This window comes from Amycolatopsis sacchari (genome assembly GCF_900114035.1).
GTDB classification, from domain to species: domain Bacteria; phylum Actinomycetota; class Actinomycetes; order Mycobacteriales; family Pseudonocardiaceae; genus Amycolatopsis_E; species Amycolatopsis_E sacchari.
Genome location: NZ_FORP01000020.1, coordinates 1 through 20,417 on the forward strand (window position 1 = coordinate 1; position 20,417 = coordinate 20,417).

Sequence of the window (20,417 nt, forward strand, 5' to 3'; positions counted from 1 at the left end):
CTCATCGGTCAGGACTTCCTCGCGCACGCCGTGATCCTGGAACATCCTGCACCGCAAGCAAAGCCGACACGCCAGCCCATTCTGAACTGTTCACTAAGCCGCCGGGGGAACCGCCGTCCCGCACAGCACGGCGGTTCCCGGCCGGGTCAGGGCGCCGCGGTGATCAGCTCGCGGGCCTTGTGGGCCACGCCCACGGCAGCCGCCTCGTGGTTCGTGAGCACCACGGCGGTCCAGCCGGAGCCGGGGAACCAGTCGAGGTTCGTGGACACCCCTCTCGCGCCGCCGTTGTGGCCGTTGCTGAGCCGGCCGTTCGTGTACTGGGTGGTCGGCCCGTACCCCTCGAAGAACGAGTTGTCCGCCGCGAGTGGCCACTTGGGACTCGCCGCGAGGTGCGTGTACGCCGCCGAGTGGAGCCTGTTCCGCTGGAACGCACTCGCGAAGCGCGCCAGGTCGGCGGCGCTGGCGAACGCGCCGCCCGCCGGGCTGCCGATGATGGCACCGTCGGACATGTCGATCACGTCGGTCCACCCGCCGCCGGACTTGTCGTACGGGTGGGCGATGCGGCGGTCCTCGCGCCACTGGGCGGCGGTGAAGAAACCCGCGGTGGACATGCCCGCGGGGCGGAAGACGTGCTCGCGCACGTAGTCGAAGTACCGCTGCCCCGTCAGCTCGGCGACGATCGCGGCGAGCACGAAGTAACCGTCGTTGCTGTAGGCGTTCCTGCTGCCCGGGGTGAAGTTCAGCGGCAGGCCGCGGATGAAGTCGAGGGTGCCGGTGAAGATCTCGTCCAGTGTCTTCCACTGCTCGGAGCCGGGCGGTCGCGGCGGGTTGATCGAGGGACGGCCGAGGCCGGAGGTGTGGGTGAGGAGCTGGTGGACGGTCACGGACTCGGCGACCTCCGGCCGGAAACCCGGCAGGTAGTTCTTCAGCGGCTTGCCGTAGGACAGCGCGCCGCGCTCCGCGAGCTGGTGGATGGCGGTCGCGGTGAAGAGCTTGGTGATGGAACCGAGCGCGAAGAGCGTGTCCGGTCCGTTGGGAATGCCCCGCGCCAGGTCGGCCAGGCCGTGCGAGCGGGACAGGACGGTTCTGTCGTCGTGTGTCAGCAGGACGGTGCCGGAGAACGCGTCATCCCGGGCGAGCTGGGCGAGGTACCGGTCGAACTCGCCGCCGGGCCGGAGTGCGGCGGGGAGCCGGGCGCTGGTGGCCCCGGCGGAGCCGGTGGCTGTCAGAGCACCGCCGGCGGCGAGCGTGCCGACGCCGAGCGCGGCGAGCACGGTCCGGCGGGAGGTCGCGGTCGTGTCGTTCGTGGTCATGGCCCGGAGCCTGCCGGGCGGTGGTCAGGATCTTGTCAGGATCGGGCGGGCGCGCGGTTCTTTCAGGGAGTTCACAGCCGGGTCGGCCAGACTTCGCGGTATGCCCGCACGCATCCTGGTCGCCGAGGACGATCGCAAGCAGGCGGAGCTGATCCGCCGGTACCTCGAACGCGAGGGGCACGAGGCCACGGTCGTGCACGACGGGCGAGCCGCGCTCGACCACGCGCGGCACCGCGCGCCGGACCTGCTGCTGCTCGACGTCCTGCTGCCGGGTGTGGACGGGCTGGACGTGTGCCGGTCGCTGCGGTCGGACCGGGACATCCCGATCATCATGCTGACCGCGCGGGCCGCCGAGGACGACCTGCTGCTCGGCCTCGCGCTCGGCGCCGACGACTACCTCACCAAGCCCTACCGGCCGAGGGAGCTCGTCGCCAGGGTGGCCGCGGTGCTGCGGCGCGCGGCCCGCGCCCCGCGTGCCGATCCCGAGCGGTACCGCGTCGGCGACCTGGTCGTCGACCTCGCCCGGCACGAGGTCCACGCCGGTGGTCGCCCGGTTGCCACGACGCCGGCGGAGTTCACGATCCTGGCCTGCCTCGCGGCCTCGCCGGGGCGGGCGTTCACGCGGCAGTCGCTGCTGGAGCGGGTCGGCGGGTTCGACGTCACCAGCCGGACGATCGACATGCACGTGATGAACCTGCGCCGCAAGGTCGAGCCCGTCCCCACCCGGCCGCGGTACCTGCTGACGGTGTACGGCGTCGGCTACAAACTGGCCGAGCCGCGCGAGGAGGGGACCGGCGGTGCGCCGTAGCCTCCTGGCCCGGTTGGTCGGGCTGTCACTGGCGGTGGCGGCGCTCGCCGTGGGTGCGACAGCCGTGCTCGCCACCTACGGCACGGGTAGCCAGTTGCGGGACGAGCTGGCCGCCGACGCCGCACTGTTGCCGACCGACAGCGCAATCCTCGCCCAGCTGTACACCTATGCCGACGAGCACCGCGGCTGGGACGGCGTCGAGGCGCTGGTGCGTGAGCTGGCCGAGCGCACGGGCCGCCGCATAGCGCTCGCCGCCCCCGGCGGTGAGCCGTTCGCGGACTCGGCCGCGCTGCTCGGGAAGGGCGCCGCCGCGCTGCCGTCGACGCCCGCGGCGAGGATCGACGCGACCCGGCCGCCGCCCGGCACCGGCCGGCCGGAGCCGAACGTGGTGGTGCGGGAACCGTCGCTCGGCGTGGACATCGGGTTCTACGTCTGGCAGCTCACCGAGGAGGAACAGCGCGAACGGCAGGCCCACGTCCAGGAGGCGCTCGACTGCCTGCGGCGCACGGCGGCGGACCGCACCGTCCCGAACCGGCAGATCAGCGAGCGGGGCTCCGGCGCTGCGCCGCAGGACCCGTGTGTGCCCACCGCGTTGTCCGCGCCCTCGGCGGCCACCCGAGCGCTCGACGACCGGGTCGTCGACCTCGCCGCTCCGTGCCTGACCGCGCACGGCCTGGCGTTCGAGACCGGGACCGATCAGGCCGGGGCAAGAGTGCTGCGCCCACGGCAGGCCGTGAGTCCACAGTGGACAGGCTGTGTGGAGAACGCGCGGGCCGAGGCGAAGGAACCGTATGTGGCCGCGCCCGCGGACCTGTACCTCGGCGAGAGCGACCGGTTCGACCCGTTCTCGCCGGAAGGCTGGTTGCGCACCGCGGCGACCGCGGCGGCCGTCCTGGCCGTCGCGGCGGTGGTCACGGTGTGGGCCGGGCGCCGGCTGGTCCGGCCGATCAGCGCGCTGACCGCCGCGGCCCGGCGGATGGCGAACGGCGACCGGGCGGCCCGTGTCCAGGTGCACGGCAACGACGAGGTCACGCGCCTGGCCGCCGCGTTCAACACGATGGCCGACGCGATCGGGAGGACGGAGCGGCACCGCAGGGCGTTCGTCAGCGACGTGACCCACGAGCTGCGCACCCCGCTCGCGAACGTCCGCACCCACCTGGAAGCGGTGCAGGACGGCGTGCTCCCGCTCGACCCGGCCTTGGTCGCGTCGCTGCTGGAGGAGCAGGTGCTGCTCGAGCGCCTCGTCGCCGACCTGCACGACCTCGCGCTCGCGGACGCGGGCATGCTGCGGGTCCACCCGGAGGACCGGCAGGCGGCCGACCTCGCCGGGCAGGCCGTCGCCGCGCACCGCGCGCGGGCGGAGGCGGCCGCGGTCGAGCTGCGCGTGGTGGCCGCCGAACCCGTGGTCGTGCACGCCGACCCCACCAGGCTGCGCCAGGCGCTGGGCAACCTCGTGTCGAACGCGATCCGGCACACCCCGGCCGGCGGGACCGTGTCGGTCACGGTGCTCGGGCGCGCGCACGCCGTGGAGTTCACCGTGACCGACACCGGACCGGGCATCGCCGAGGAGCACCTGCCCCACGTCTTCGACCGCTTCTACCGCGCATCCGCGTCCCCCGGCGGCAGCGGCCTCGGGCTCGCCATCGCCAAGCACCTCGTCGAAGCCCACGGCGGCACACTCACCGTCGCGAGCACCCCGGGCAGGGGCTCCGCCTTCACGATCCGCCTGCCCACCCGCTGAGGGGGCTCACCAGGCGTAGGCCTCCGGTGCGGGTCCGGGGCCGGGGAAGATCTCGTCCAGCCGGGCCAGCTCGGCCTCGCCGAGGTGGACGTCCAGCGCGGTGAGCGACTGTTCCAGGTGCGCGACCGTGCGGGGGCCCACGATCGGCCCGGTCACGCCTTCCTGGTGCAGCAGCCAGGCGAGGCCGACGGTGGCGGGGTGGTGCCCGAGCTCGTCGCAGAACGCCTCGTACGCCTCGACCCGCTCGCGGTTGTCGGCGAGCCGTTTCGCGGTGATCTCCGAGCCGCTGCCGCGGCGGCCGGACTTGCGCAGGATGCCGGCGAGCACGCCGCCGTGCAGCGGCGACCAGGGGATGAAGCCGAGCCCGTGTGCGCGGGCGGCGGGCAGCACCTCCAGCTCGGCGGTGCGTTCGGCCAGGTTGTAGAGGTGTTGCTCGCTGACCAGGCCGAGGCCCGTCGCCGCCGCGCTGGCCTGCGCGATGTGCCACCCGGCGAAGTTGGAGGAGCCGACGTAGAGCACCTTGCCCTGGGCGACGAGGGTGTCCATCGCCTGCCAGAACTCCTCCCACGGCGTGTGCCGGTCGACGTGGTGTGCCTGGTAGAGGTCGATGTGGTCGGTCCGCAGGCGGCGCAGGGATCCCTCGACCTGCTGCCGGATGTGGCGTGCGGACAGCCCGCGGTCGTTGGGGCCGTCGCCCATGGGCTCGTACACCTTGGTGGCGAGCACGACTTCGTCGCGGCGGCCGGACTTCTCCAGCCAGCGCCCGACGATCCGCTCGGTCCAGCCCTCGCCGGTCCGCCACCCGTAGATGTTGGCCGTGTCGAAGAAGTTGATCCCGTGCGCCAGTGCGCTGTCCATGATCGCGTGACTGTCCTCTTCGGACGTGTCCGGGCCGAAGTTCATGGTGCCCAGCACGAGCCGCGAGACCCGCAGCCCGGTCCGGCCGAGATGGGTGTGTTCCATGCGGCCGAAGGTAAAGTGTGACACTGGTGGCAAGGTCCAACGGATGTGGAGCAGATCACGTGCGGATCGGTGAGCTGTCGCGGCTGACGGGGGTCAGTCCCAGGTTGTTGCGCTACTACGAGCAGCAGGGCCTGCTGGTCTCGTCGCGGAAGGCCAACGGGTACCGCGACTACGCCGACGACGCCCCGATGATCGTCGCGCAGATCCGGGGGCTGCTCGACGCCGGTCTCCCCACCGAAGTGATCCGCGACCTGCTCCCGTGCGCGGAAGGAAAAGAACCGCGCCTCAACGGTTGCCCGGCGCTGACCGCCATCCTGGCCGACGCCATGCGCGAGGTGCAGTCCCGGATGGACAGGCTCGCCCACCACCGCGACGCGCTCGCCCGGTACCTGCAGGCGAGCGCTTCCTGAGCACGACCGGCCAGGTCGGGGTGACCCGGGCGCCGATGTCGTGGGCGGTGGGTTCCCGCTTCCGCCGCGTGCTCAACCGGCCGTGTGCGGCGAGGATGCCGGCGAGCACCAGCGCGGCGCCGGCCGGCTGGTGCCAGGTCAGCGGCTCGCCGAGCACGACGACGCCCAGCACGACTCCGACGACCGGCGTCAGGTAGGTGACCGACGCGGCGTTCGCCGCGCCCCACGCGCTGACGACGGCGGTGTTCCAGATGTAGGCCAGACCCGTGCCGACCGCCCCCAGGGCGATCATGCTCAGCACGACCGGCCAGGTCGGGGTGATCGGGTCGGCGGCGAGGAACGGGGTGGCCGCCAGCATGAGCACAGCGCCGACGGTGACCTGGACGAACGCCGCCGTCGGCGCCGGCACCCCCCGCGGGGACACGAACCTGCGCAGGTAGGCGAAGGCCAGTCCGTAACAGGTGGTCGCGCCGAGGCAGGCGAGCTGGGGCAAAAGATCGTGTTGCCCGGTGATCGACCACGGGCCGATGATCAGCAGCACGCCGAGGAAACCGAGCACCAGTCCGGCGGCCCGGTCGCGGGTGAGCTTCTCGGTGCGGAGCACCGCCGCGGCGAACGCCGTCGTGGTCAACGGGGTGGTTCCGTTGTAGATGGCGGCCAGCCCGGAGGAGACGCGCTGCTCCGCCCAGGCGAACAGCAGGAACGGCACCACACACAGCAGGACGCTGACCACGGCGAGGTGGCCCCACAGCGCCGGTTCCCGTGGCACCGCCGTGCGGCGGACGATCACCACCAGTACCAGCGCGAGTGCCCCGAAGACCAGCCGCGACCACACGACCTGGGCGGGGGACAGGGCGGTGAGCCCGATCTTGATGAACAGGAAGCTCGCTCCCCACGCCAGCGCCAGCAGGCAGAACTGGACGACGACCGCGAACTGCCCACCGCGTTCCATGACGCTCCTCCGTGCCCGGCTTCCGCGTACCGCGGGTAGTCAACCGGAGATGGGCCGTCGGCGCCGGCGCCTTCCGGACACGACGTCGTCAGGTCGCCGGGACCGGCTCCTCGGGCCGCAGGCTCTCCGGGTGCCGCCGTGACGGCGCGCGGCCAGGGGGCTGCCGCGGCGCCGGGCCCGGGTCGATGGGCGGGATCGGCAGCGTCACCGGCTCCTCCGCCACCGTGCACGCCTGGCCGTGGTGCGTGATCTCGACCGGCTTGCCCGAGAGGAGCCGGTAGGTGGCGCGGTCGGCGTGGATCTCGACCGCGAACCGGCTGCCGCGCACGCACATCCGGAACTCGATCCTGTCCAAAGCGGACGGTAGGCGGGGCGCGAAACCGTACTCGCCGTTGTGGTCGCGCATGCCGCCGAAGCCCGCCACGATCCCGAGCCACGCTCCGGCCAGCGAGGCCATGTGCAGCCCGTTCTGCACGTTGTTGTGCACGTCGTGCAGGTCCGTCAGCGCCGCTTCGCCGAGGTAGTCGTACGCGAGGTCCAGGTGCCCGACCTCCGCCGCGATCACGGCCTGCGTCGCCGCCGAAAGGGACGAGTCCCGCACCGTCCGCGCCTCGTAGTAGGCGAAGTTGCGGGCCTTCTCCTCCGGCGTGAACGAGTCGCCGCACAGGTGCAGCGCCAGCACGAGGTCCGCCTGCTTCACGACCTGCTTGCGGTACAGGTCGAAGTACGGGTAGTGCAGCAGCAGCGGGTAGTCCTCCAGCGGGGTGTTGCCGAAGTCCCAGTCCTTGTGCTCGGTGAACCCCTCCGACTGCGGGTGCACGCCCCGCTCGGCGTCGTAGGGCACGAGCATCCGCGCCGCCGCCTCGCGCCAGTCGCCCAGTTCGCGCGCGGTCACGCCCAGCGCCTCGGCCACCTCCGGGCACCGCTCGCACGAAGCCGCCGCCTCGCGCAGGTTCCTGGCGGCCATCAGGTTCGTGTAGACGTTGTTGTCCGCCACCGCCGAGTACTCGTCCGGCCCGGTCACGCCGTCGATGCGGAACCGCCCGTGCGAGTCGAAGTGGCCCAGCGACATCCACAGCCGGGCCGTCTCGGCCAGGATTTCGGTGCCACAGCCCCGTTCGAACTCCTCGTCACCCGTCGCGGCGAGGTACCGCACGACGGCGTCGGAGATGTCGGCGCTGACGTGGAACGCCGCCGTGCCCGCCGGCCAGTACGCCGAGCACTCGGCGCCGTTGATCGACCGCCACGGGAACGCCGCGCCCCGCAGCCCCAGCTGGGCCGCGCGCTCCCGCGCTTTGTCCAAAGTGGAATGCCGCCAGCGGAGCGCGTCGCGCGCGGCTTCGGGCATGGTGTACGTGAGCACCTGCAGTACGAACGTTTCGGTGTCCCAGAAGGCGTGCCCGTCGTAGCCGGGGCCGGTCAGCCCCTTGCCGGGGATCGCGCGGCTCTCCCCGCGGGCCCCGGCCTGCAGGATGTGGAACAACGCGAACCGCACCGCCTGCTGCAGTTCCGGATCGCCGTCGAGCTGGATGTCCGCGGTGTCCCAGAAGTCGTCAAGGAACGCGCGCTGCTCGGCCAGCAGCCCGTCCCAGCCGGTCTGCACCGCCCCGGCGAGCGCGGCGTCCACCTGCGCCCGCAGCGCGGGGATCGAGCGCTGCGCCGACCAGCCGTAGGCGAGGAACTTGGTCAGCCGCAACACCTTCCCGCGCGGCACGTCCACCGCGATGGTCAGCCGGGCGAGGTCGTCCTCGGCGCTGATGGTGGTGCGCAGCCCGTCCGGTGACTCGATGAGGTGGTCCATGGCCGCGGCCACGCGCAGCCCCGACCGCTTCGTGCGGTGCACCAGCACGGCGCGGAAGTCCTCGGCGAACGAGAACTCCGACGCGAGCGGGTTCTGCAGCGCCGCCGCCACCCGCGGGTCGCTGGTGTCGGACTCGATCGGCTCGTTGGCGAGCAGGTCCGACTGCAGCACCAGCTGCGTGTCGGCGTCCAGCGGCTCCACCTCGTACCGGATCGCGACGACGGCCCGCTGCGTGAACGACACCAGCCGCTGCGTGCGCACCCGCACGTGGCGGCCGGTGGGGGAGACCCACTCGGTGTTGCGGGTCAGCGTGCCCGCGCGGAAGTCGAGCGTGCGGTCGTGCGCCGTCGCCGTGCCGTACCGCATGTCGAACGGCTCGTCCTCGACGAGCAGCCGGATGACCTTGCCGTCGGTGACGTTGACGACCGTCTGGCCCGCTTCGGGGTAGCCGTAGCCCGCCTCCGCGTAGGGCAGGTCGTGCTCCTCGTAGAACCCGTTGAGGTAGGTACCGGGCAGACCGCGCGGCTCACCTTCCTCGAACGTGCCGCGGATGCCGATGTGCCCGTTGCCGAGCGCGAACGTCGATTCCGTCCGCTGCAGCTGGTCGACCGCCAGGTTGCGCCACGTCAGGTGCCATGGCGCGGTTTCGTAGCCTTCGGCCGCTCCGGTCATCCCTGGTCCCCCAGCAGGTCCGCGAGGTCGTTCACCACCACGTCGGCGCCGTGCGCGCGCAGCTCGTCCGCCTGGTTCGCGCGGTTGACGCCGACCACGTAACCGAAGTTACCCGCCCGGCCCGCCTGCACCCCCGCCAATGCGTCCTCGAACACAGCGGCGTGTTCAGGCGCGACACCGAGCGCCCTGGCGCCCGCGAGGAACGAGTCGGGCGCGGGCTTGCCGCGCAGGCGCTCTTCGCGGATCACGATGCCGTCGATGCGGGCCTTGACGAACCGGCTCAGGTGCCCGGCCTCCAGCACCGCGGCGCCGTTCGCCGACGACGTCACCACGGCGATCGCCAGCCCGGCCTGCTCGGCGGCCTCCAGGTACCGCACCGAACCCGGGTACGGGTCGACGCCGTGTTCCTCGATGACCTTGAGCACCAGCTCGTTCTTGCGGTTGCCGAGGCCGTTGACGGTCGGCGTGCTCGGTGCGTCGTCGGGGGTGCCCTCGGGCAGCGTGATACCGCGGGACGTCAGGAACTCGCGGACGCCGTCGGCGCGCGAACGTCCGTCCACGTAGGTCGCGTAGTCGGCGTCCGTGAAGGGCTGAAAGCCCTCTCCGTCCCGTTCGCGCAGGAACGCGTCGAAGGTCTCCTTCCACGCTTCGCGGTGGAGGGCGGCGGTGCCGGTCAGCACACCGTCGAGGTCGAACAGGCAGGCGGTGATTCCTTCGGGCAGGCCGATCATGCCTCGCACCGTACCCGGCCGGACGGGCTACGGCAGCGCGTCCGGGTGGGGCCGGACGTGGTGGATCAGCTCGTGCACGGTGGCGTCGGCGAGCCGGTAGCGCACGACCCGCCCGGTGCGGTGGCCGGTCACGAGGCCGTGTGCGCGCAGCAGCCGCAGCGCCTGGGAGACCGCGGTGTCGGTCATGCCGGCCGCCGCCGCGAGATCGGTCACAGCGATCTCGCGGGCGTAGTGGATGCACACGAGCAGCGTCAGCCGCGACGGGTCGGCGAGGATCGAGAAGCGCTCGGCCCACCGCTGCACGACGGCCCGGTCGCCGAGGCCCTCGAGCGCGGCCGCGACCGCGGCGGGGTCGATCACACGGCGTTCCGGCTCCTCGGGCATGGCGTCATGGTCTCATCGCGGCTGATCGAGGCGGTGACATGGCCCATCATCGAACAATGGATGAAATCTGCTTCGCCTCCGCTGTGGAGTTGCGGGACGCGCTCGCCGCGCGGGAGCTGTCCGCGCGCGAGGTGGTCCAGGCGCACCTCGACCGCATCGAGCGGGTGAACCCGGCCGTCAACGCGGTGGTCACCCTCGTGCCCGAGAAGGCTCTGGCCGCGGCGAAGGCCGCCGACGAGCTGGCCGCGTCGGGCGCGCCGCTGCCGCCGCTGCACGGGCTTCCGGTGGCGCACAAGGACACCCACGACACGGCCGGGATCCGCACCACCTACGGTTCGCCGTTGTTCGCCGACCACGTGCCCGAGCGCGACGAGCTGATCGTGGCGCGGATGCGGGCGGCGGGCGTGATCACGCTGGGCAAGACGAACGTGCCGGAGTGGGCGGCCGGTTCGCACACGTTCAACCCGGTCTTCGGGTTGACGCGCAACCCCTACGATCTGAGCCGGTCCGCGGGTGGCAGCAGCGGGGGAGCGGCGGCCGCGCTCGCGTGCGGCCTGCACCCGCTGGCCGACGGCAGCGACATGGGCGGGTCGCTGCGGAACCCGGCGTCCTTCAACAACGTGGTCGGCTTCCGGCCCTCGCCGGGACGGGTACCAAGCCCGGACGCGCGGCTGGGCTGGGCGACGTTGTCGGTGCAGGGGCCGATGGCTCGGTCGGTGGAGGACGTCGCGCTGTTGTTGTCGGCGGTGGCGGGGCCGGACCCGCGCTCGCCGATTTCCCTCGCCGAACCGGGCGCCGTCTTCGCGCGGCCGCTCGCGCGCGATCTCGCGGGGGCCCGGGTCGCGTGGTCGCCGGACCTCGGTGGCGCGGTGCCGGTCGAGCCGGAGGTGCGGGCGGCCGTCGAGGCGTCGGCGAAGGTGTTCGAGGAGCTGGGCTGCCTCGTCGAGCGGGACTGCCCGGACTTCTCCGGCGCCGACGAGGCGTTCCGCACGCTGCGGGCGTGGCAGTTCGAGGTGCAGTTCGGGCCGCTGCTCGGCTCGGGGGCGCTCAAGGAGACCATCCGCTGGAACACCGAGGAGGGCAGGCGGCTGACCGGGCCGGACCTGGGGCGGGCGGAGGTCCTGCGCACGGAGCTGTTCCGGCGCGTGCACGAGTTCTTCACGCGGTACGACTTCCTCGTGCTGCCGGTCAGCCAGGTGCCGCCGTTCGACGCGTCGCTGGAGTACCCGGCGGAGGTCGACGGGGTGCCGATGGAGACGTACCTGGACTGGATGCGCTCGGCGTACTTCGTCTCGGTGACCGGCTGCCCCGCGCTGGCGGTGCCCGCCGGGTTCTCCCCGGCGGGCTTGCCGATCGGCGTGCAGATCGTCGGGCCGCACCTCGCCGACTTCGCGGTGCTGCAGGCCGGGCACGCCTTCGAGGGGGCGACGGGGTTCGGGCGGCGCAGACCGGTGACGGATTAAGACAGTTGTCATAAGATGACGTCGGTTATGACAGCTGTCTTAGGAGGGTTTCGATGGCGGACGACGCGGTGCGGCAGAAGACGATCACGTGGGAGGACCCGCTCGCGGCGGCGGCACGGGGACGTGAGCTGCCGGGGCTGGAGTACCTCACGGAGATCGCCGAGGGCCGGATCCCCGGCGCGCCGATCGCCGCCCACCTCGGCATGCGCCTGGTGAAGGTGGCCGACGGGGAGGTGATCTTCACCGCCGTGCCGGACGAGTCCCTGTACAACCCGATCGGCCTGATCCACGGCGGGGTCGCCGCGACGCTGCTCGACTCGGCGATCGGCTGCGCGGTCCACACGAAGCTGGCGGCGGGGGTGCTGTACTCCTCCATCGAGCTGAAGGTGAACTACCTCAAGGCGATCCACCCCTCGGCGGGCGAGCTGCGGGCGTCGGGCCGGGTGGTGAAGGTGGGTTCGCGGGTGGCGTTCGGCGAGGCGGAACTGCGGGACGAGCAGGGCAACCTGCTGGCGACCGGTTCGGGGAGCTGCCTGGTGACGCGGCCGTGACGGGACCGCGCGAGCTGTGGACGGTCCTGGAGGCCATCCACGACGTCACGTACTTCGCCCCGGAGGCGCGCGCGGCGCACGAAGCCGTGGGGCTGCGGGGTTTCTGGCGTGGCTACTTCGCGATGCGCGCGGCGCCGCTGGGCGAGGCCGGGGCCGGCACGGTGACCGCGGTGTTCCACAACTTCGCCCCGTCCTTCGTGGCTCGGGCCGTGCCGGAGGTGTGGACGATGGCGTCTCCCGCGCAGGCGCTAGCCGCTCGCAACGAGGGGGCGGTGGCCGCGTTGCGCGCCCACCTGCCGGGGCTGGACGCGGAACCGCTGGCCGAGGTCACGGCGGTGCTGCGGCGGATCGTCGGGTCGGCGCGCTGCGAGGGGCGCCCGCTCGCGGCGGCCAACGCTGAGTTGGAGTGGCCGGACGACCCGGTCGCCGCGCTGTGGCACGCCACCAGCGTGTTGCGCGAGCACCGCGGTGACGGGCACGTGGCGCTGCTCGTGTCCGAGGACATCGGCGGCCTGGAGGCGCACGTCCTGCGTGACGCCGAGGACGGCAGTAGGCAACTCATGCTGCGGAGCCGCGGCTGGACGGAGGAGGAGTGGCAGGCCGCGGCCGCTCGCCTGACGGCACGGGGGCTGCTCGCCGAGGGCGGGCTCAGCGCCGAGGGACGCCGTCTGCGCGAGCACATCGAACGCCGGACGGACGAGCTGGCCGCCCAGCCGTACGCCGCCGCCACGGACGCCGAGCTGCACGAACTCGACGCCGTGCTGCGGCCGCTGGCGAAGGCGCTCGTGCCGGCGGTCGTGCCCACGCCGAACCCGGTCGGAGCACCGGAACCCTGAGGCGGGCTAAAAGCGCAGCCAGCCCACGGCCAGTGAGACGAGCAGCGCGGCGACGAGCACGGCCAGCACCACCGACAGCACGATGGCGATCACCGGCACCGACCGGTGCTGGTCCGGCTCGTGGTGGGACAGGCCGAGCGTCGTCGAGCCGGAGTCCGGTGGGGTGTCGCCGGGCTGCACGCCGCCGCCCGGTTCGAGGCCGGGGGTGCGGTCGGGCTCGGGATCGGGGTTGCTCATGGTCGGGTCACCTTCCCGCGGTGGCGGAGACGTCGAAGGACAGGCCCTGCTCGCCCGCGGAGACCCGGACCAGCGAACCCGGCCCGACGTCGCCGCGCAGCATCAGTTTCGACAGCTGGTTGTCCACTTCACGCTGGATCGTGCGGCGCATCGGCCGGGCGCCGAACTCCGGCTGGTAGCCCTCGCGCGCCAGCCACGAGATCGCCTCCGGGGTGAACTCCACCGTGATGTCCTGCGCGTGCGCACGCCGTTTCGTCTGGTCCAGCAACAGGTCCGTGATCCGTTCCAGCTGGGCGGCGTCGAGCTTGCGGAACACGATGATCTCGTCGATCCGGTTGAGGAACTCCGGCCGGAAGGTGTCCCGCAGCCGCCGCATCAGGCGTTCCCGCAACGGCCGGTCGGTGTCCCCGGCGCCGCTCTGCACGAACCCGAGCGCGCCCTGCGTGCCGCTGGTGATCAGCTCCGAGCCGATGTTGCTCGTCATGATCAGCACGGTGTTGCCGAAGTTCACCGTGCGGCCGCGGCCGTCGGTGAGCCGCCCGTCGTCGAGCACCTGCAGCAGCACGTTGAAGATGTCGGGATGCGCTTTCTCGACCTCGTCGAGCAGCACCACCGAGTACGGGCGCCGCCGCACGGCCTCGGTCAGCTGCCCGGCCTCCTCGTAGCCGACGTAACCGGGCGGGGCGCCGATCAGCCGGGAGACGGTGTGCCGCTCGCCGTACTCCGACATGTCGATGCGGATCATCCGCTCCTGGTCGCCGAACAGCGCCTCGGCGAGTGCCCGCGCCAGCTCGGTCTTGCCCACGCCGGTGGGCCCGAGGAACAGGAAGCTGCCGAACGGCCGGTTCGGCTCGGCGAGTCCCGCGCGCGAGCGGCGCACCGCCTCGGCCACCGCAGCCACGGCCTCGTCCTGCCCGATCACGCGCTCGTGCAGGTGGTCCTCCAGGCGCAGCAGGCGGTCGCGCTCGTCCTCGGTGAGCTGGCTGACCGGCACCCCGGTGAGCCGCGAGATCACCTCGGCGATGTCCTCGGGCGTCACCTCCACCGTCCCGGATGGACGACCCGCCGAGTCGGCGTGCCGCAGCTGCTCGCGGATCGCGTTGATCTCGTCGCGGGCGCGGGAGGCGCGTTCGAAGTCCTCCTCGGCGATCGCCTGCTCCTTGTCGCGGTTCAGCTGTTCCAGCCTGCTTTCCAGCTCCCGCACCTGGTTCGGCCTGCGCCCGGCGCGCAGCCGCACGCGCGCGCCCGCCTGGTCGATCAGGTCGATCGCCTTGTCCGGCAGGAACCGGTCGGTCAGGTAGCGGTCGGACAGATCGGCGGCCGCCGCGAGGGCCTCGTCGGTGAAGCGGACCTGGTGGTGCGCCTCGTACCGGTCCCGCAGCCCGTGCAGGATCGAGATCGTGTCCTGGACGCTGGGTTCGGGCACGAGGATCGGCTGGAACCGCCGCTCCAGCGCGGGGTCCTTCTCGATGTTCTCGCGGTATTCGTCCAAAGTGGTCGCACCGACGATGTGCAGCTCGCCCCGGGCCAGCGCGGGCTTGAGCATGTTGCCCGCCCCCATCGACCCCTCCGACGAACCGGCGCCGACCACGGTGTGCAGCTCGTCGATGAACACGATCAGGTCGTCACGGTGCCCGCGGATTTCGTTGAGCAGGTTCGTCATCCGCTCCTCGAAGTCACCGCGGTAACGCGTGCCCGCGACCATCGCGGTGAGGTCCAGCTGCACGACGCGGCGCCCGGCGAGGCTGTCGGGCACGTCGCCGTCGGCGAGCCGCTGCGCGAGCCCCTCGACGATCGCCGTCTTGCCGACCCCGGCCTCGCCGATCAGCACCGGGTTGTTCTTGGTACGCCGGGAAAGCACCTCGATCGTCTGCTCGATCTCCTCGTCCCGGCCGACGACCGGATCGACGCCGCCTTCGCGCGCCTGCTCGGTGAGGTCACGGCCGTACTGGTCGAGCGTCGGCGTGTCGCCACGCCGCTGCTGCGGACCGCTCTGCTGCGGCCGCCCGGGCGGCGGCCCTTGCAGCGACTGGGGATCCACTCCGGCGCGGGCGAGGATGCGGCCCGCCTCCGAGTGGGGGTTGACCACGAGCGCGAGCAGCAGGTGCTGCGGCCCGATGTAGGACGAGCCCAGGCTGCGGGCGATGCCGTGCGCGTCCAGCAGCGCGCGCTTCGCGCCGGGCGCGAGCGCGGTGGGGGTGGAGCGCTCGGACCCCGGATGCCCTTCGAGTTCGCTCGCGATGGTTTCCGGCTTCGCACCGGCGTTTTCGAGCAGCTGGCGGGTCGCGGGCAGGCGCGTGGCCGCCCACAGCAGGTGCTCGGTGTCGACGTCGTCCCGGCCCTGCTCGGCCGCCTTGTCCGCGGCGTCGGAGATCAGCTCACGTGCCTGGTCGGTCAGCAACCGGGTGATGTCCACCGCCTGCGGCCGCCGCCCTGGCATCGCGTTGCCGAAGAACTGGGCCAGGAACTGGTCGAACGGGCTCGGGCCGCCCGCGCCGGGGAAGAAACCAGTCATGGCAGGGCGGCTACCCGGGGCCCGTGGCCGCGAAACGGCTCACCGCTCGTCGGTGAGCTTCTCCCGCAGGTGCTGCAACGTCTGCGCGAGCAGCCGCGACACGTGCATCTGGGAGATGCCGACCCGCTTGGCGATCTGCGTCTGCGTCATGTTGCCGAAGAAGCGCAGCATCAGGATCGTGCGCTCCCGTTCGGGGAGCTCGCGCAGCAACGGCTGCAGCGCCTCGTGGTTTTCGACGGATTCGAGCCCGTTGTCCTCTTCGCCGAGCGTGTCCGCGAGCGAAGCGGATTCGCTTTCCTCTCCGGCCGGCTTGTCGACGGAGATGGCGTAGTACGCGTTGCCCGCCTGCAGCCCCTCGCTCACCTCGTCGACCGTGAGGTCGAGCGCGCGGGCGATTTCCGTCGGCGTCGGGGCGCGTCCGAGGCGCTGGCCCAGCTCACCGCTCACCTGCCCGATCTGCAGGTGCAGTTCCTTGAGACGCCGGGGCACCCGCACCGACCAGCTGGCGTCGCGGAAGTGCCTGCGCACCTCGCCCATGATCGTGGGCACCGCGAACGAGAGGAAGTCACTGCCACGGTCCGGTTCGAACCGGTCCACCGCGTTGATCAGCCCCACGCGGGCGACCTGGACCAGGTCGTCGTAGGCCTCGCCGCGGCCGCTGAAGCGGCGGGCGATGTGCTCGGCCACGGACAGGTACTCCGTGACGAGCGCGGTCCGCAGGCTCTCCCGCCGCGGGTCGGCGGGATCGGTGGCGGCCAGCTGCTTGAACAGCGAGATCTTTTCCTCGTCGGACAGTTCGCCGGTACCTGCCTGGGTGCGGGACTTGGCCACCGTCATGCCCCGGACGCCCGCGGAACGCGGACCGAGCAGGTCCTGTGGTCTGGTCGCATGGTCCGGGCTACCCCGGTGGAACAGCGCTCAATCCTGGTTGACCTGACCCGGTACGGGAAACCCCGGGCCCAGGTAACCGGCGAGGAGGTAACAACGATGACCACTTCCGACATCCGCTCGCGCCCGCGCACGGCGGTGTCCCGGGCACTCGCGTTGGTGATCGGGGTCGTGTACCTGGCGCTGGGTGTCGTCGGGTTCTTCCTGATCGACCAGCCATTGTGGGTGTTCCACACCGGCCCGTTGCTCGACGTGGTGCGCACCGCGCTCGGCCTGCTGGCGCTCGGGGCGGCGTGGCGCGGCGGGGCGGCCGCGCAGGTCGCCGGGTTCGTGCTGTTCTTCGGCCTCGCCGCGTTCACGGTGTACGGCTCGCTGTCCGCGGCGACCATGCAGCCGGGTGACGTCCGGCACTTCTTCGACGTGGGCTGGGGCGACAACGTCCTGCACGGCGTCACCGCTGTCCTGGGCCTGGTCATGGGACTGCTGCCGCAGCGGGCTCGCACACGCTCAGGTGAAGTCTGAACACGGAGAGTAGCAGTTCTCTCGGGTGCGTTTAGCTGCTCCTTCCCGGGTGAATGTTTCGACCATGAAGAGGGCAGAGGAGGAGCGGCTCCGGGTACTCGTGTGGCACTCGCACGGTTCCTACACCGGGGCGTTCGTGCGCGGGCGGCACGAGTACCTGCTGCCGGCCCTTCCCGAGGGCGGCAAATGGGGGATGGGCCGGGCCGGCCGGGACTGGCCGGACTCGGCCAAGGAGGTCAGCCCGCGGCAGCTGCGGGACGACGGGTTCGACGTGGTCGTCCTGCAGCGCCGCGAGGAGCTCGACCTGGTCGAGCGCTGGACCGGGCGCAAGCCCGGCCGTGACGTGCCCGCGGTCTTCCTCGAGCACAACACGCCCACCGGGGACGTGCCGCGCACGCGGCACTTCCTCGCCGACACCGGCGAAATCCCCATCGTCCACGTCACGCACTACAACCGGCTGATGTGGGACTCGGGCCGGGCGCCGACGACCGTGATCGAGCACGGCATCGTCGACCCCGGCGAGCGCTACACCGGCGAGGACCCGGTGGCCGGTGTGGTGATGAACGAACCGGTCCGCCGCGGCAGGGCGGTGGGGGCGGACCTGCTGCCCGTGTTCGCGGAAGCGGCACCACTGCACGTCTTCGGCATCGGGGTCGAGAAACTGGCCTTCGGTGACCGGGTGCGGCCGAAGGGCGACCTCGGCCAGGAACAGATGTACGACGAACTGGCCAGGTGCCGGCTGTACCTGCACACCCCGCGCTGGACGTCGCTGGGGCTTTCGCTGCTGGAAGCGATGCACCTGGGGATGCCGGTGGTCGCGGTGGCCAGCACGGAAGCCGCCCGCGCCGTGCCGAGGGAGGCCGGGTTCGTCTCGGCCGACGTCGCGGAGCTGACGGACGCGGTCCGTGCACTCGTTTCCGAACCCGAACTCGCGCACCGCATGGGCAAGAGCGCCCGCGAGTACGCGCTGGCGCACTACGGGCTCGAGGCGTTCCTGCGCAACTGGGACGACCTGCTCGAGCGGCTGGTGCGGAGCTGAGACGTCTGGAGGTAGACATGAAGATCTCGATGGTTTCCGAGCACGCCAACCCGTTGGCCGCGCTCGGCGAGGTCGACGCGGGGGGCCAGAACGTGCACGTCGCCGAGCTGTCGGCGGCGCTGTGCCGGCAGGGGCACGAGGTGACGGTCTACAGCCGTCGCGACGACGCGGGCCAGCCGGAGCGCGTGCGCACGGAAGCCGGGTACGAGGTCGTCCACGTGCCGGCCGGACCGGCGCGGTACGTGCCGAAGGACGAGCTGCTGCCGCACATGACCGAGTTCGGCCGGTTCCTGGCCCGGCAGTGGGCGGCCGACCAGCCCGACGTGGTGCACGCGCACTTCTGGATGTCCGGGCTCGCTTCGATACTCGCCACGCGCGGCAGCGACCTCCCTGTGGTCCAGACCTTTCACGCGCTGGGGGCGGTCAAGCGCAGGCACCAGGGTTCGGCCGACACCAGCCCGCCGGACCGGGTGCGGCTGGAGCGGCTGATCGGGAAGAACGCGGCGCAGGTCGCGGCCACGTGCTCGGACGAGGTGTTCGAGCTGGCGCGCATGGGCCTGCCGCGGCCGAAGATGTCCGTCGTGCCGTGTGGCGTGAACCTGGAGCGGTTCGGTGCGGAGGGGCCGTCGGCGTCCCGTGGCGCCAAGTACCGCGTAGTCAGCGTGGGCAGACTGGTGCCGCGCAAGGGTTTCGCCACCGCGATCGCCGCGCTGGCCGGGGTGCCGGACACGGAGCTGGTCATCGCCGGTGGTCCGGACCACGGCAGGCTCGCCGACGACCCCGAGGCGCGCCGCCTGCGTGAGCTGGCCGAGCGGTGCGGCGTCGCGGACCGGGTGCACCTGCTGGGCAAGGTGTCGCGCAGCGACATGCCGGCGCTGCTGCGCTCGGCCGACCTCGTCGTGTGCACCCCGTGGTACGAGCCGTTCGGCATCGTCCCGCTGGAGGCGATGGCGTGTGGCCGTCCGGTGGTCGCGGCCGCGGTCGGCGGGCTCACCGACACCGTGGTGGACGGGGTGACCGGCGAGCTCGTGCCGCCGAAGCGGCCGGAGGTGCTCGCCGCGACCCTGCGGCGGCTGCTGGAGAACCCGGCGCAGCGCGAGGCGTACGGCGTGGCGGGGATGGACCGGGCGCAGTCGCGGTACTCGTGGGACCGCATCGCCGTGGACATCCTGCGCGTGTACGAAAAGGCGCTGGCGGAAAAGCCCGCCACGTCGCGGGCCGCGGCCAGCCGGGCCTGATTTTGCCGCTGTGGCAAGAAGGGAGGGGCGCCTTGGCCTGGGCGCCCCTCCCTTTTGTCTCGCTCAGCTCAGCTTGTTCTTGACTTCCTGGGCCTTGCCCTTGACGACGCCGACCGTGTCCTGCGTGGCGGAGTACGTGCCGTACAGGGCCGGGTCGGGCTTCGGGGCCGTGCCGGGGCCGCCGAGGGGCTTGGGGTCCATCAGGTAGTCGAGGCGGTCCTCGCCGGTGCTCCAGCCGCCCTTGTTCCCGTCGGGGCCGTCGGACAGGTGCCAGATCGTGTGGTTGTGCTCCTGGTTCTCCTCGTCGAACAGGGCACTCGGCGCCACATCGGTTTCCAGGCCGTCCGCTTCGAGTTCCTCGATCGCCCGCAGCCACTGCTTCTGGTGCACCGTGTCGCGCGCCAGGTTGAACTTCAGCATCTCCTTGACGCCGGGGTCGTCGGTCATGTTGTACAGCCGCGCGGTCTGCAGCCGTCCCTGCGCCTCCGCGGCGGCGTTGGCGCGGAAATCGGCCAGCAGGTTACCGCTGGCCACGATGAACTTGCCGTTCCACGGATAACCGTTGGAGTCCGCGGGCAACGCACCCCCACCGGCGACGATGGCCTGCTGCGGGTCCATCCCGCCGATCACCGCCGCCATGACCGGGTCCTTGACCGCCTCCGCGGTCGCCGTGGCCGGGGCGCCTTCGAGCAGCCGCGCCACCATCGTCGCGAGCATCTCGACGTGCCCGATCTCCTCGGTGGCGGTGTCCATGATGAGGTCCTTGTACTTGCCCTCGATGCGGCAGTTCCACCCCTGGAACAGGTACTGCATCGTCACGGTCATCTCACCGTACGCCCCGCCGATGAGCTCCTGCAGCTTGTGCGCGTACACCGGGTCCGGCCGCTCCGGCTTGGCTTCGAACTGCAACATCTTGGTGTGCCTGAACACTGGATCCTGTCCCTTCGCTCGCCGTGCGCTCTGCGCGTGCCCGGTGGGGCTTCCCCTTGCGGGCCTGGCTATTCCTCGGATTTCTCCTCTTTTCGGGCGCGGTGAGGTCAGCGGCAGAAGTCACTCCACTCCGTTTGAGAAGTCGCCACGAGGGGTAACAGAGCTGCTGTGGGAGAGGGGACAACCGGGGGACACGCTCCGTGTGCGCCGATAAACACAGGGCGAGCCGGAAGAAAATCCGGAAAATTCGCGGATCCGAATAGCGGGCGTGTTTTTCCGCTGGTCGCCCGGGGTGTCCTCTTTCGGGCTATCACGGCTGGTAGGCCGGACCGTGCGCATCCACCGCACGGATTTTTCCCGCGTGGTGCGGAATGGCGGCAGGTGAAGGCATCCCACCCCGCTCCCCGGATTCCGGTGCGGGCT

Annotated in this window: 18 protein-coding genes and 1 pseudogene; 9 read left to right on the forward strand and 10 right to left on the reverse strand. The window is 71.8% G+C overall.

The window, feature by feature from the left end:
* Nucleotides 1–146 precede the first annotated feature (146 nt).
* Nucleotides 147–1,313, reverse strand: coding sequence for a serine hydrolase domain-containing protein (locus BMZ92_RS26800; RefSeq protein WP_091513005.1), 1,167 nt, complete (start codon nucleotides 1,311–1,313; stop codon nucleotides 147–149).
* A gap of 100 nt (nucleotides 1,314–1,413) precedes the next feature.
* On the opposite strand from BMZ92_RS26800, the gene BMZ92_RS26805 reads away from it, so the two are divergent.
* Both BMZ92_RS26805 and BMZ92_RS26810 read left to right on the forward strand, forming a co-directional pair.
* Nucleotides 1,414–2,121, forward strand: coding sequence for a response regulator transcription factor (locus BMZ92_RS26805; protein ID WP_091513008.1), 708 nt, complete (start codon nucleotides 1,414–1,416; stop codon nucleotides 2,119–2,121).
* Nucleotides 2,111–3,862 carry a sensor histidine kinase gene (locus tag BMZ92_RS26810; RefSeq protein WP_091513010.1) on the forward strand — a complete coding sequence of 584 codons (1,752 nt, stop codon included), beginning with the start codon at nucleotides 2,111–2,113 and terminating at the stop codon, nucleotides 3,860–3,862. Before BMZ92_RS26805 ends, BMZ92_RS26810 begins: the two co-directional genes overlap by 11 nt.
* A 6-nt stretch (nucleotides 3,863–3,868) precedes the next feature.
* Here the strand turns inward: BMZ92_RS26810 and BMZ92_RS26815 are convergent, their stop codons facing one another.
* Entirely contained in the window at nucleotides 3,869–4,825 is a 957-nt protein-coding gene (locus BMZ92_RS26815) for an aldo/keto reductase (protein ID WP_091513013.1), read from the reverse strand.
* Between the two features lie 59 nt (nucleotides 4,826–4,884).
* Between BMZ92_RS26815 and BMZ92_RS38315 the strand changes: the two genes are divergently transcribed.
* Nucleotides 4,885–5,235, forward strand: coding sequence for a MerR family transcriptional regulator (locus BMZ92_RS38315; protein WP_091513016.1), 351 nt, complete (start codon nucleotides 4,885–4,887; stop codon nucleotides 5,233–5,235).
* 151 nt (nucleotides 5,236–5,386) lie between these two features.
* Here BMZ92_RS38315 and BMZ92_RS26825 read toward each other — a convergent pair.
* From BMZ92_RS26825 to BMZ92_RS26840, 4 genes and pseudogenes are all read right to left on the reverse strand, one after another.
* Nucleotides 5,387–6,187, reverse strand: a pseudogene (locus BMZ92_RS26825) (DMT family transporter); the annotation flags it as partial.
* A gap of 88 nt (nucleotides 6,188–6,275) precedes the next feature.
* Nucleotides 6,276–8,660 carry a glycoside hydrolase family 65 protein gene (locus tag BMZ92_RS26830; protein WP_091513019.1) on the reverse strand — a complete coding sequence of 795 codons (2,385 nt, stop codon included), beginning with the start codon at nucleotides 8,658–8,660 and terminating at the stop codon, nucleotides 6,276–6,278.
* Nucleotides 8,657–9,391: an HAD family hydrolase gene (locus BMZ92_RS26835; protein ID WP_091513022.1), complete on the reverse strand. Its 735-nt coding sequence runs from the start codon at nucleotides 9,389–9,391 to the stop codon at nucleotides 8,657–8,659. Before BMZ92_RS26835 ends, BMZ92_RS26830 begins: the two co-directional genes overlap by 4 nt.
* A 27-nt stretch (nucleotides 9,392–9,418) precedes the next feature.
* Nucleotides 9,419–9,775 (reverse strand): ArsR/SmtB family transcription factor, encoded by a 357-nt coding sequence (locus BMZ92_RS26840; RefSeq protein WP_091513024.1) that lies wholly within the window; start codon nucleotides 9,773–9,775, stop codon nucleotides 9,419–9,421.
* Between the two features lie 56 nt (nucleotides 9,776–9,831).
* Here BMZ92_RS26840 and BMZ92_RS26845 point away from each other — a divergent pair, with 56 nt between their 5' ends.
* Genes BMZ92_RS26845 through BMZ92_RS26855 form a run of 3 tightly spaced genes read left to right on the forward strand, consistent with a single transcriptional unit; the run spans nucleotide 9,832 to nucleotide 12,625 of the window.
* On the forward strand, nucleotides 9,832–11,238 hold the full coding sequence (locus tag BMZ92_RS26845) for an amidase (RefSeq protein WP_091513027.1): 1,407 nt from the start codon (nucleotides 9,832–9,834) through the stop codon (nucleotides 11,236–11,238).
* A 53-nt stretch (nucleotides 11,239–11,291) separates the two neighbouring features.
* A complete protein-coding gene (locus BMZ92_RS26850; protein WP_091513029.1) occupies nucleotides 11,292–11,789 on the forward strand; it encodes a PaaI family thioesterase in 498 nt (165 codons plus the stop codon).
* Nucleotides 11,786–12,625 carry an SCO6745 family protein gene (locus tag BMZ92_RS26855; RefSeq protein ID WP_091513031.1) on the forward strand — a complete coding sequence of 280 codons (840 nt, stop codon included), beginning with the start codon at nucleotides 11,786–11,788 and terminating at the stop codon, nucleotides 12,623–12,625. Before BMZ92_RS26850 ends, BMZ92_RS26855 begins: the two co-directional genes overlap by 4 nt.
* Before the next feature lie 6 nt (nucleotides 12,626–12,631).
* On the opposite strand, the gene BMZ92_RS26860 is transcribed toward BMZ92_RS26855, so the two are convergent.
* Genes BMZ92_RS26860 through BMZ92_RS26870 form a run of 3 tightly spaced genes read right to left on the reverse strand, consistent with a single transcriptional unit; the run spans nucleotide 12,632 to nucleotide 16,214 of the window.
* The gene (locus tag BMZ92_RS26860) at nucleotides 12,632–12,862 is read right to left on the reverse strand and encodes a DUF6480 family protein (protein ID WP_091513034.1); all 231 of its coding nucleotides are present in this window, start codon (nucleotides 12,860–12,862) and stop codon (nucleotides 12,632–12,634) included.
* 7 nt (nucleotides 12,863–12,869) lie between these two features.
* Nucleotides 12,870–15,377, reverse strand: a complete 2,508-nt coding sequence (locus BMZ92_RS26865) for an ATP-dependent Clp protease ATP-binding subunit (protein ID WP_091513036.1) — start codon at nucleotides 15,375–15,377, stop codon at nucleotides 12,870–12,872.
* Nucleotides 15,378–15,416: 39 nt separating this feature from the next.
* Nucleotides 15,417–16,214 carry a SigB/SigF/SigG family RNA polymerase sigma factor gene (locus tag BMZ92_RS26870; protein ID WP_177228883.1) on the reverse strand — a complete coding sequence of 266 codons (798 nt, stop codon included), beginning with the start codon at nucleotides 16,212–16,214 and terminating at the stop codon, nucleotides 15,417–15,419.
* Between the two features lie 150 nt (nucleotides 16,215–16,364).
* On the opposite strand from BMZ92_RS26870, the gene BMZ92_RS26875 reads away from it, so the two are divergent.
* From BMZ92_RS26875 to BMZ92_RS26885, 3 genes are all read left to right on the forward strand, one after another.
* Complete coding sequence (locus tag BMZ92_RS26875; protein WP_177228884.1) at nucleotides 16,365–16,787, forward strand: DUF4383 domain-containing protein; 423 nt, start codon at nucleotides 16,365–16,367, stop codon at nucleotides 16,785–16,787.
* Nucleotides 16,788–16,851: 64 nt separating this feature from the next.
* Nucleotides 16,852–17,826, forward strand: a complete 975-nt coding sequence (locus tag BMZ92_RS26880; RefSeq protein WP_091513042.1) for a glycosyltransferase — start codon at nucleotides 16,852–16,854, stop codon at nucleotides 17,824–17,826.
* Between the two features lie 17 nt (nucleotides 17,827–17,843).
* Entirely contained in the window at nucleotides 17,844–19,064 is a 1,221-nt protein-coding gene (locus tag BMZ92_RS26885; RefSeq protein WP_091513044.1) for a glycosyltransferase, read from the forward strand.
* A 63-nt stretch (nucleotides 19,065–19,127) separates the two neighbouring features.
* Here the strand turns inward: BMZ92_RS26885 and BMZ92_RS26890 are convergent, their stop codons facing one another.
* Nucleotides 19,128–19,994: a manganese catalase gene (locus tag BMZ92_RS26890; protein WP_091513046.1), complete on the reverse strand. Its 867-nt coding sequence runs from the start codon at nucleotides 19,992–19,994 to the stop codon at nucleotides 19,128–19,130.
* Nucleotides 19,995–20,417: the final 423 nt, after the last annotated feature.

What these genes read in the sequence shown, in the direction of transcription:
- BMZ92_RS26800 (WP_091513005.1), bottom strand. Translation starts at nt 1,313, where the DNA reads ATGACCACGAACGACACGACCGCGACCTCCCGCCGGACCGTGCTCGCC.
- BMZ92_RS26805 (WP_091513008.1), top strand. Translation starts at nt 1,414, where the DNA reads ATGCCCGCACGCATCCTGGTCGCCGAGGACGATCGCAAGCAGGCGGAG.
- BMZ92_RS26815 (WP_091513013.1), bottom strand. Translation starts at nt 4,825, where the DNA reads ATGGAACACACCCATCTCGGCCGGACCGGGCTGCGGGTCTCGCGGCTC.
- BMZ92_RS26830 (WP_091513019.1), bottom strand. Translation starts at nt 8,660, where the DNA reads ATGACCGGAGCGGCCGAAGGCTACGAAACCGCGCCATGGCACCTGACG.
- BMZ92_RS26835 (WP_091513022.1), bottom strand. Translation starts at nt 9,391, where the DNA reads ATGATCGGCCTGCCCGAAGGAATCACCGCCTGCCTGTTCGACCTCGAC.
- BMZ92_RS26840 (WP_091513024.1), bottom strand. Translation starts at nt 9,775, where the DNA reads ATGCCCGAGGAGCCGGAACGCCGTGTGATCGACCCCGCCGCGGTCGCG.
- BMZ92_RS26845 (WP_091513027.1), top strand. Translation starts at nt 9,832, where the DNA reads ATGGATGAAATCTGCTTCGCCTCCGCTGTGGAGTTGCGGGACGCGCTC.
- BMZ92_RS26850 (WP_091513029.1), top strand. Translation starts at nt 11,292, where the DNA reads ATGGCGGACGACGCGGTGCGGCAGAAGACGATCACGTGGGAGGACCCG.
- BMZ92_RS26860 (WP_091513034.1), bottom strand. Translation starts at nt 12,862, where the DNA reads ATGAGCAACCCCGATCCCGAGCCCGACCGCACCCCCGGCCTCGAACCG.
- BMZ92_RS26865 (WP_091513036.1), bottom strand. Translation starts at nt 15,377, where the DNA reads ATGACTGGTTTCTTCCCCGGCGCGGGCGGCCCGAGCCCGTTCGACCAG.
- BMZ92_RS26870 (WP_177228883.1), bottom strand. Translation starts at nt 16,214, where the DNA reads ATGACGGTGGCCAAGTCCCGCACCCAGGCAGGTACCGGCGAACTGTCC.
- BMZ92_RS26875 (WP_177228884.1), top strand. Translation starts at nt 16,365, where the DNA reads ATGACCACTTCCGACATCCGCTCGCGCCCGCGCACGGCGGTGTCCCGG.
- BMZ92_RS26880 (WP_091513042.1), top strand. Translation starts at nt 16,852, where the DNA reads ATGAAGAGGGCAGAGGAGGAGCGGCTCCGGGTACTCGTGTGGCACTCG.
- BMZ92_RS26885 (WP_091513044.1), top strand. Translation starts at nt 17,844, where the DNA reads ATGAAGATCTCGATGGTTTCCGAGCACGCCAACCCGTTGGCCGCGCTC.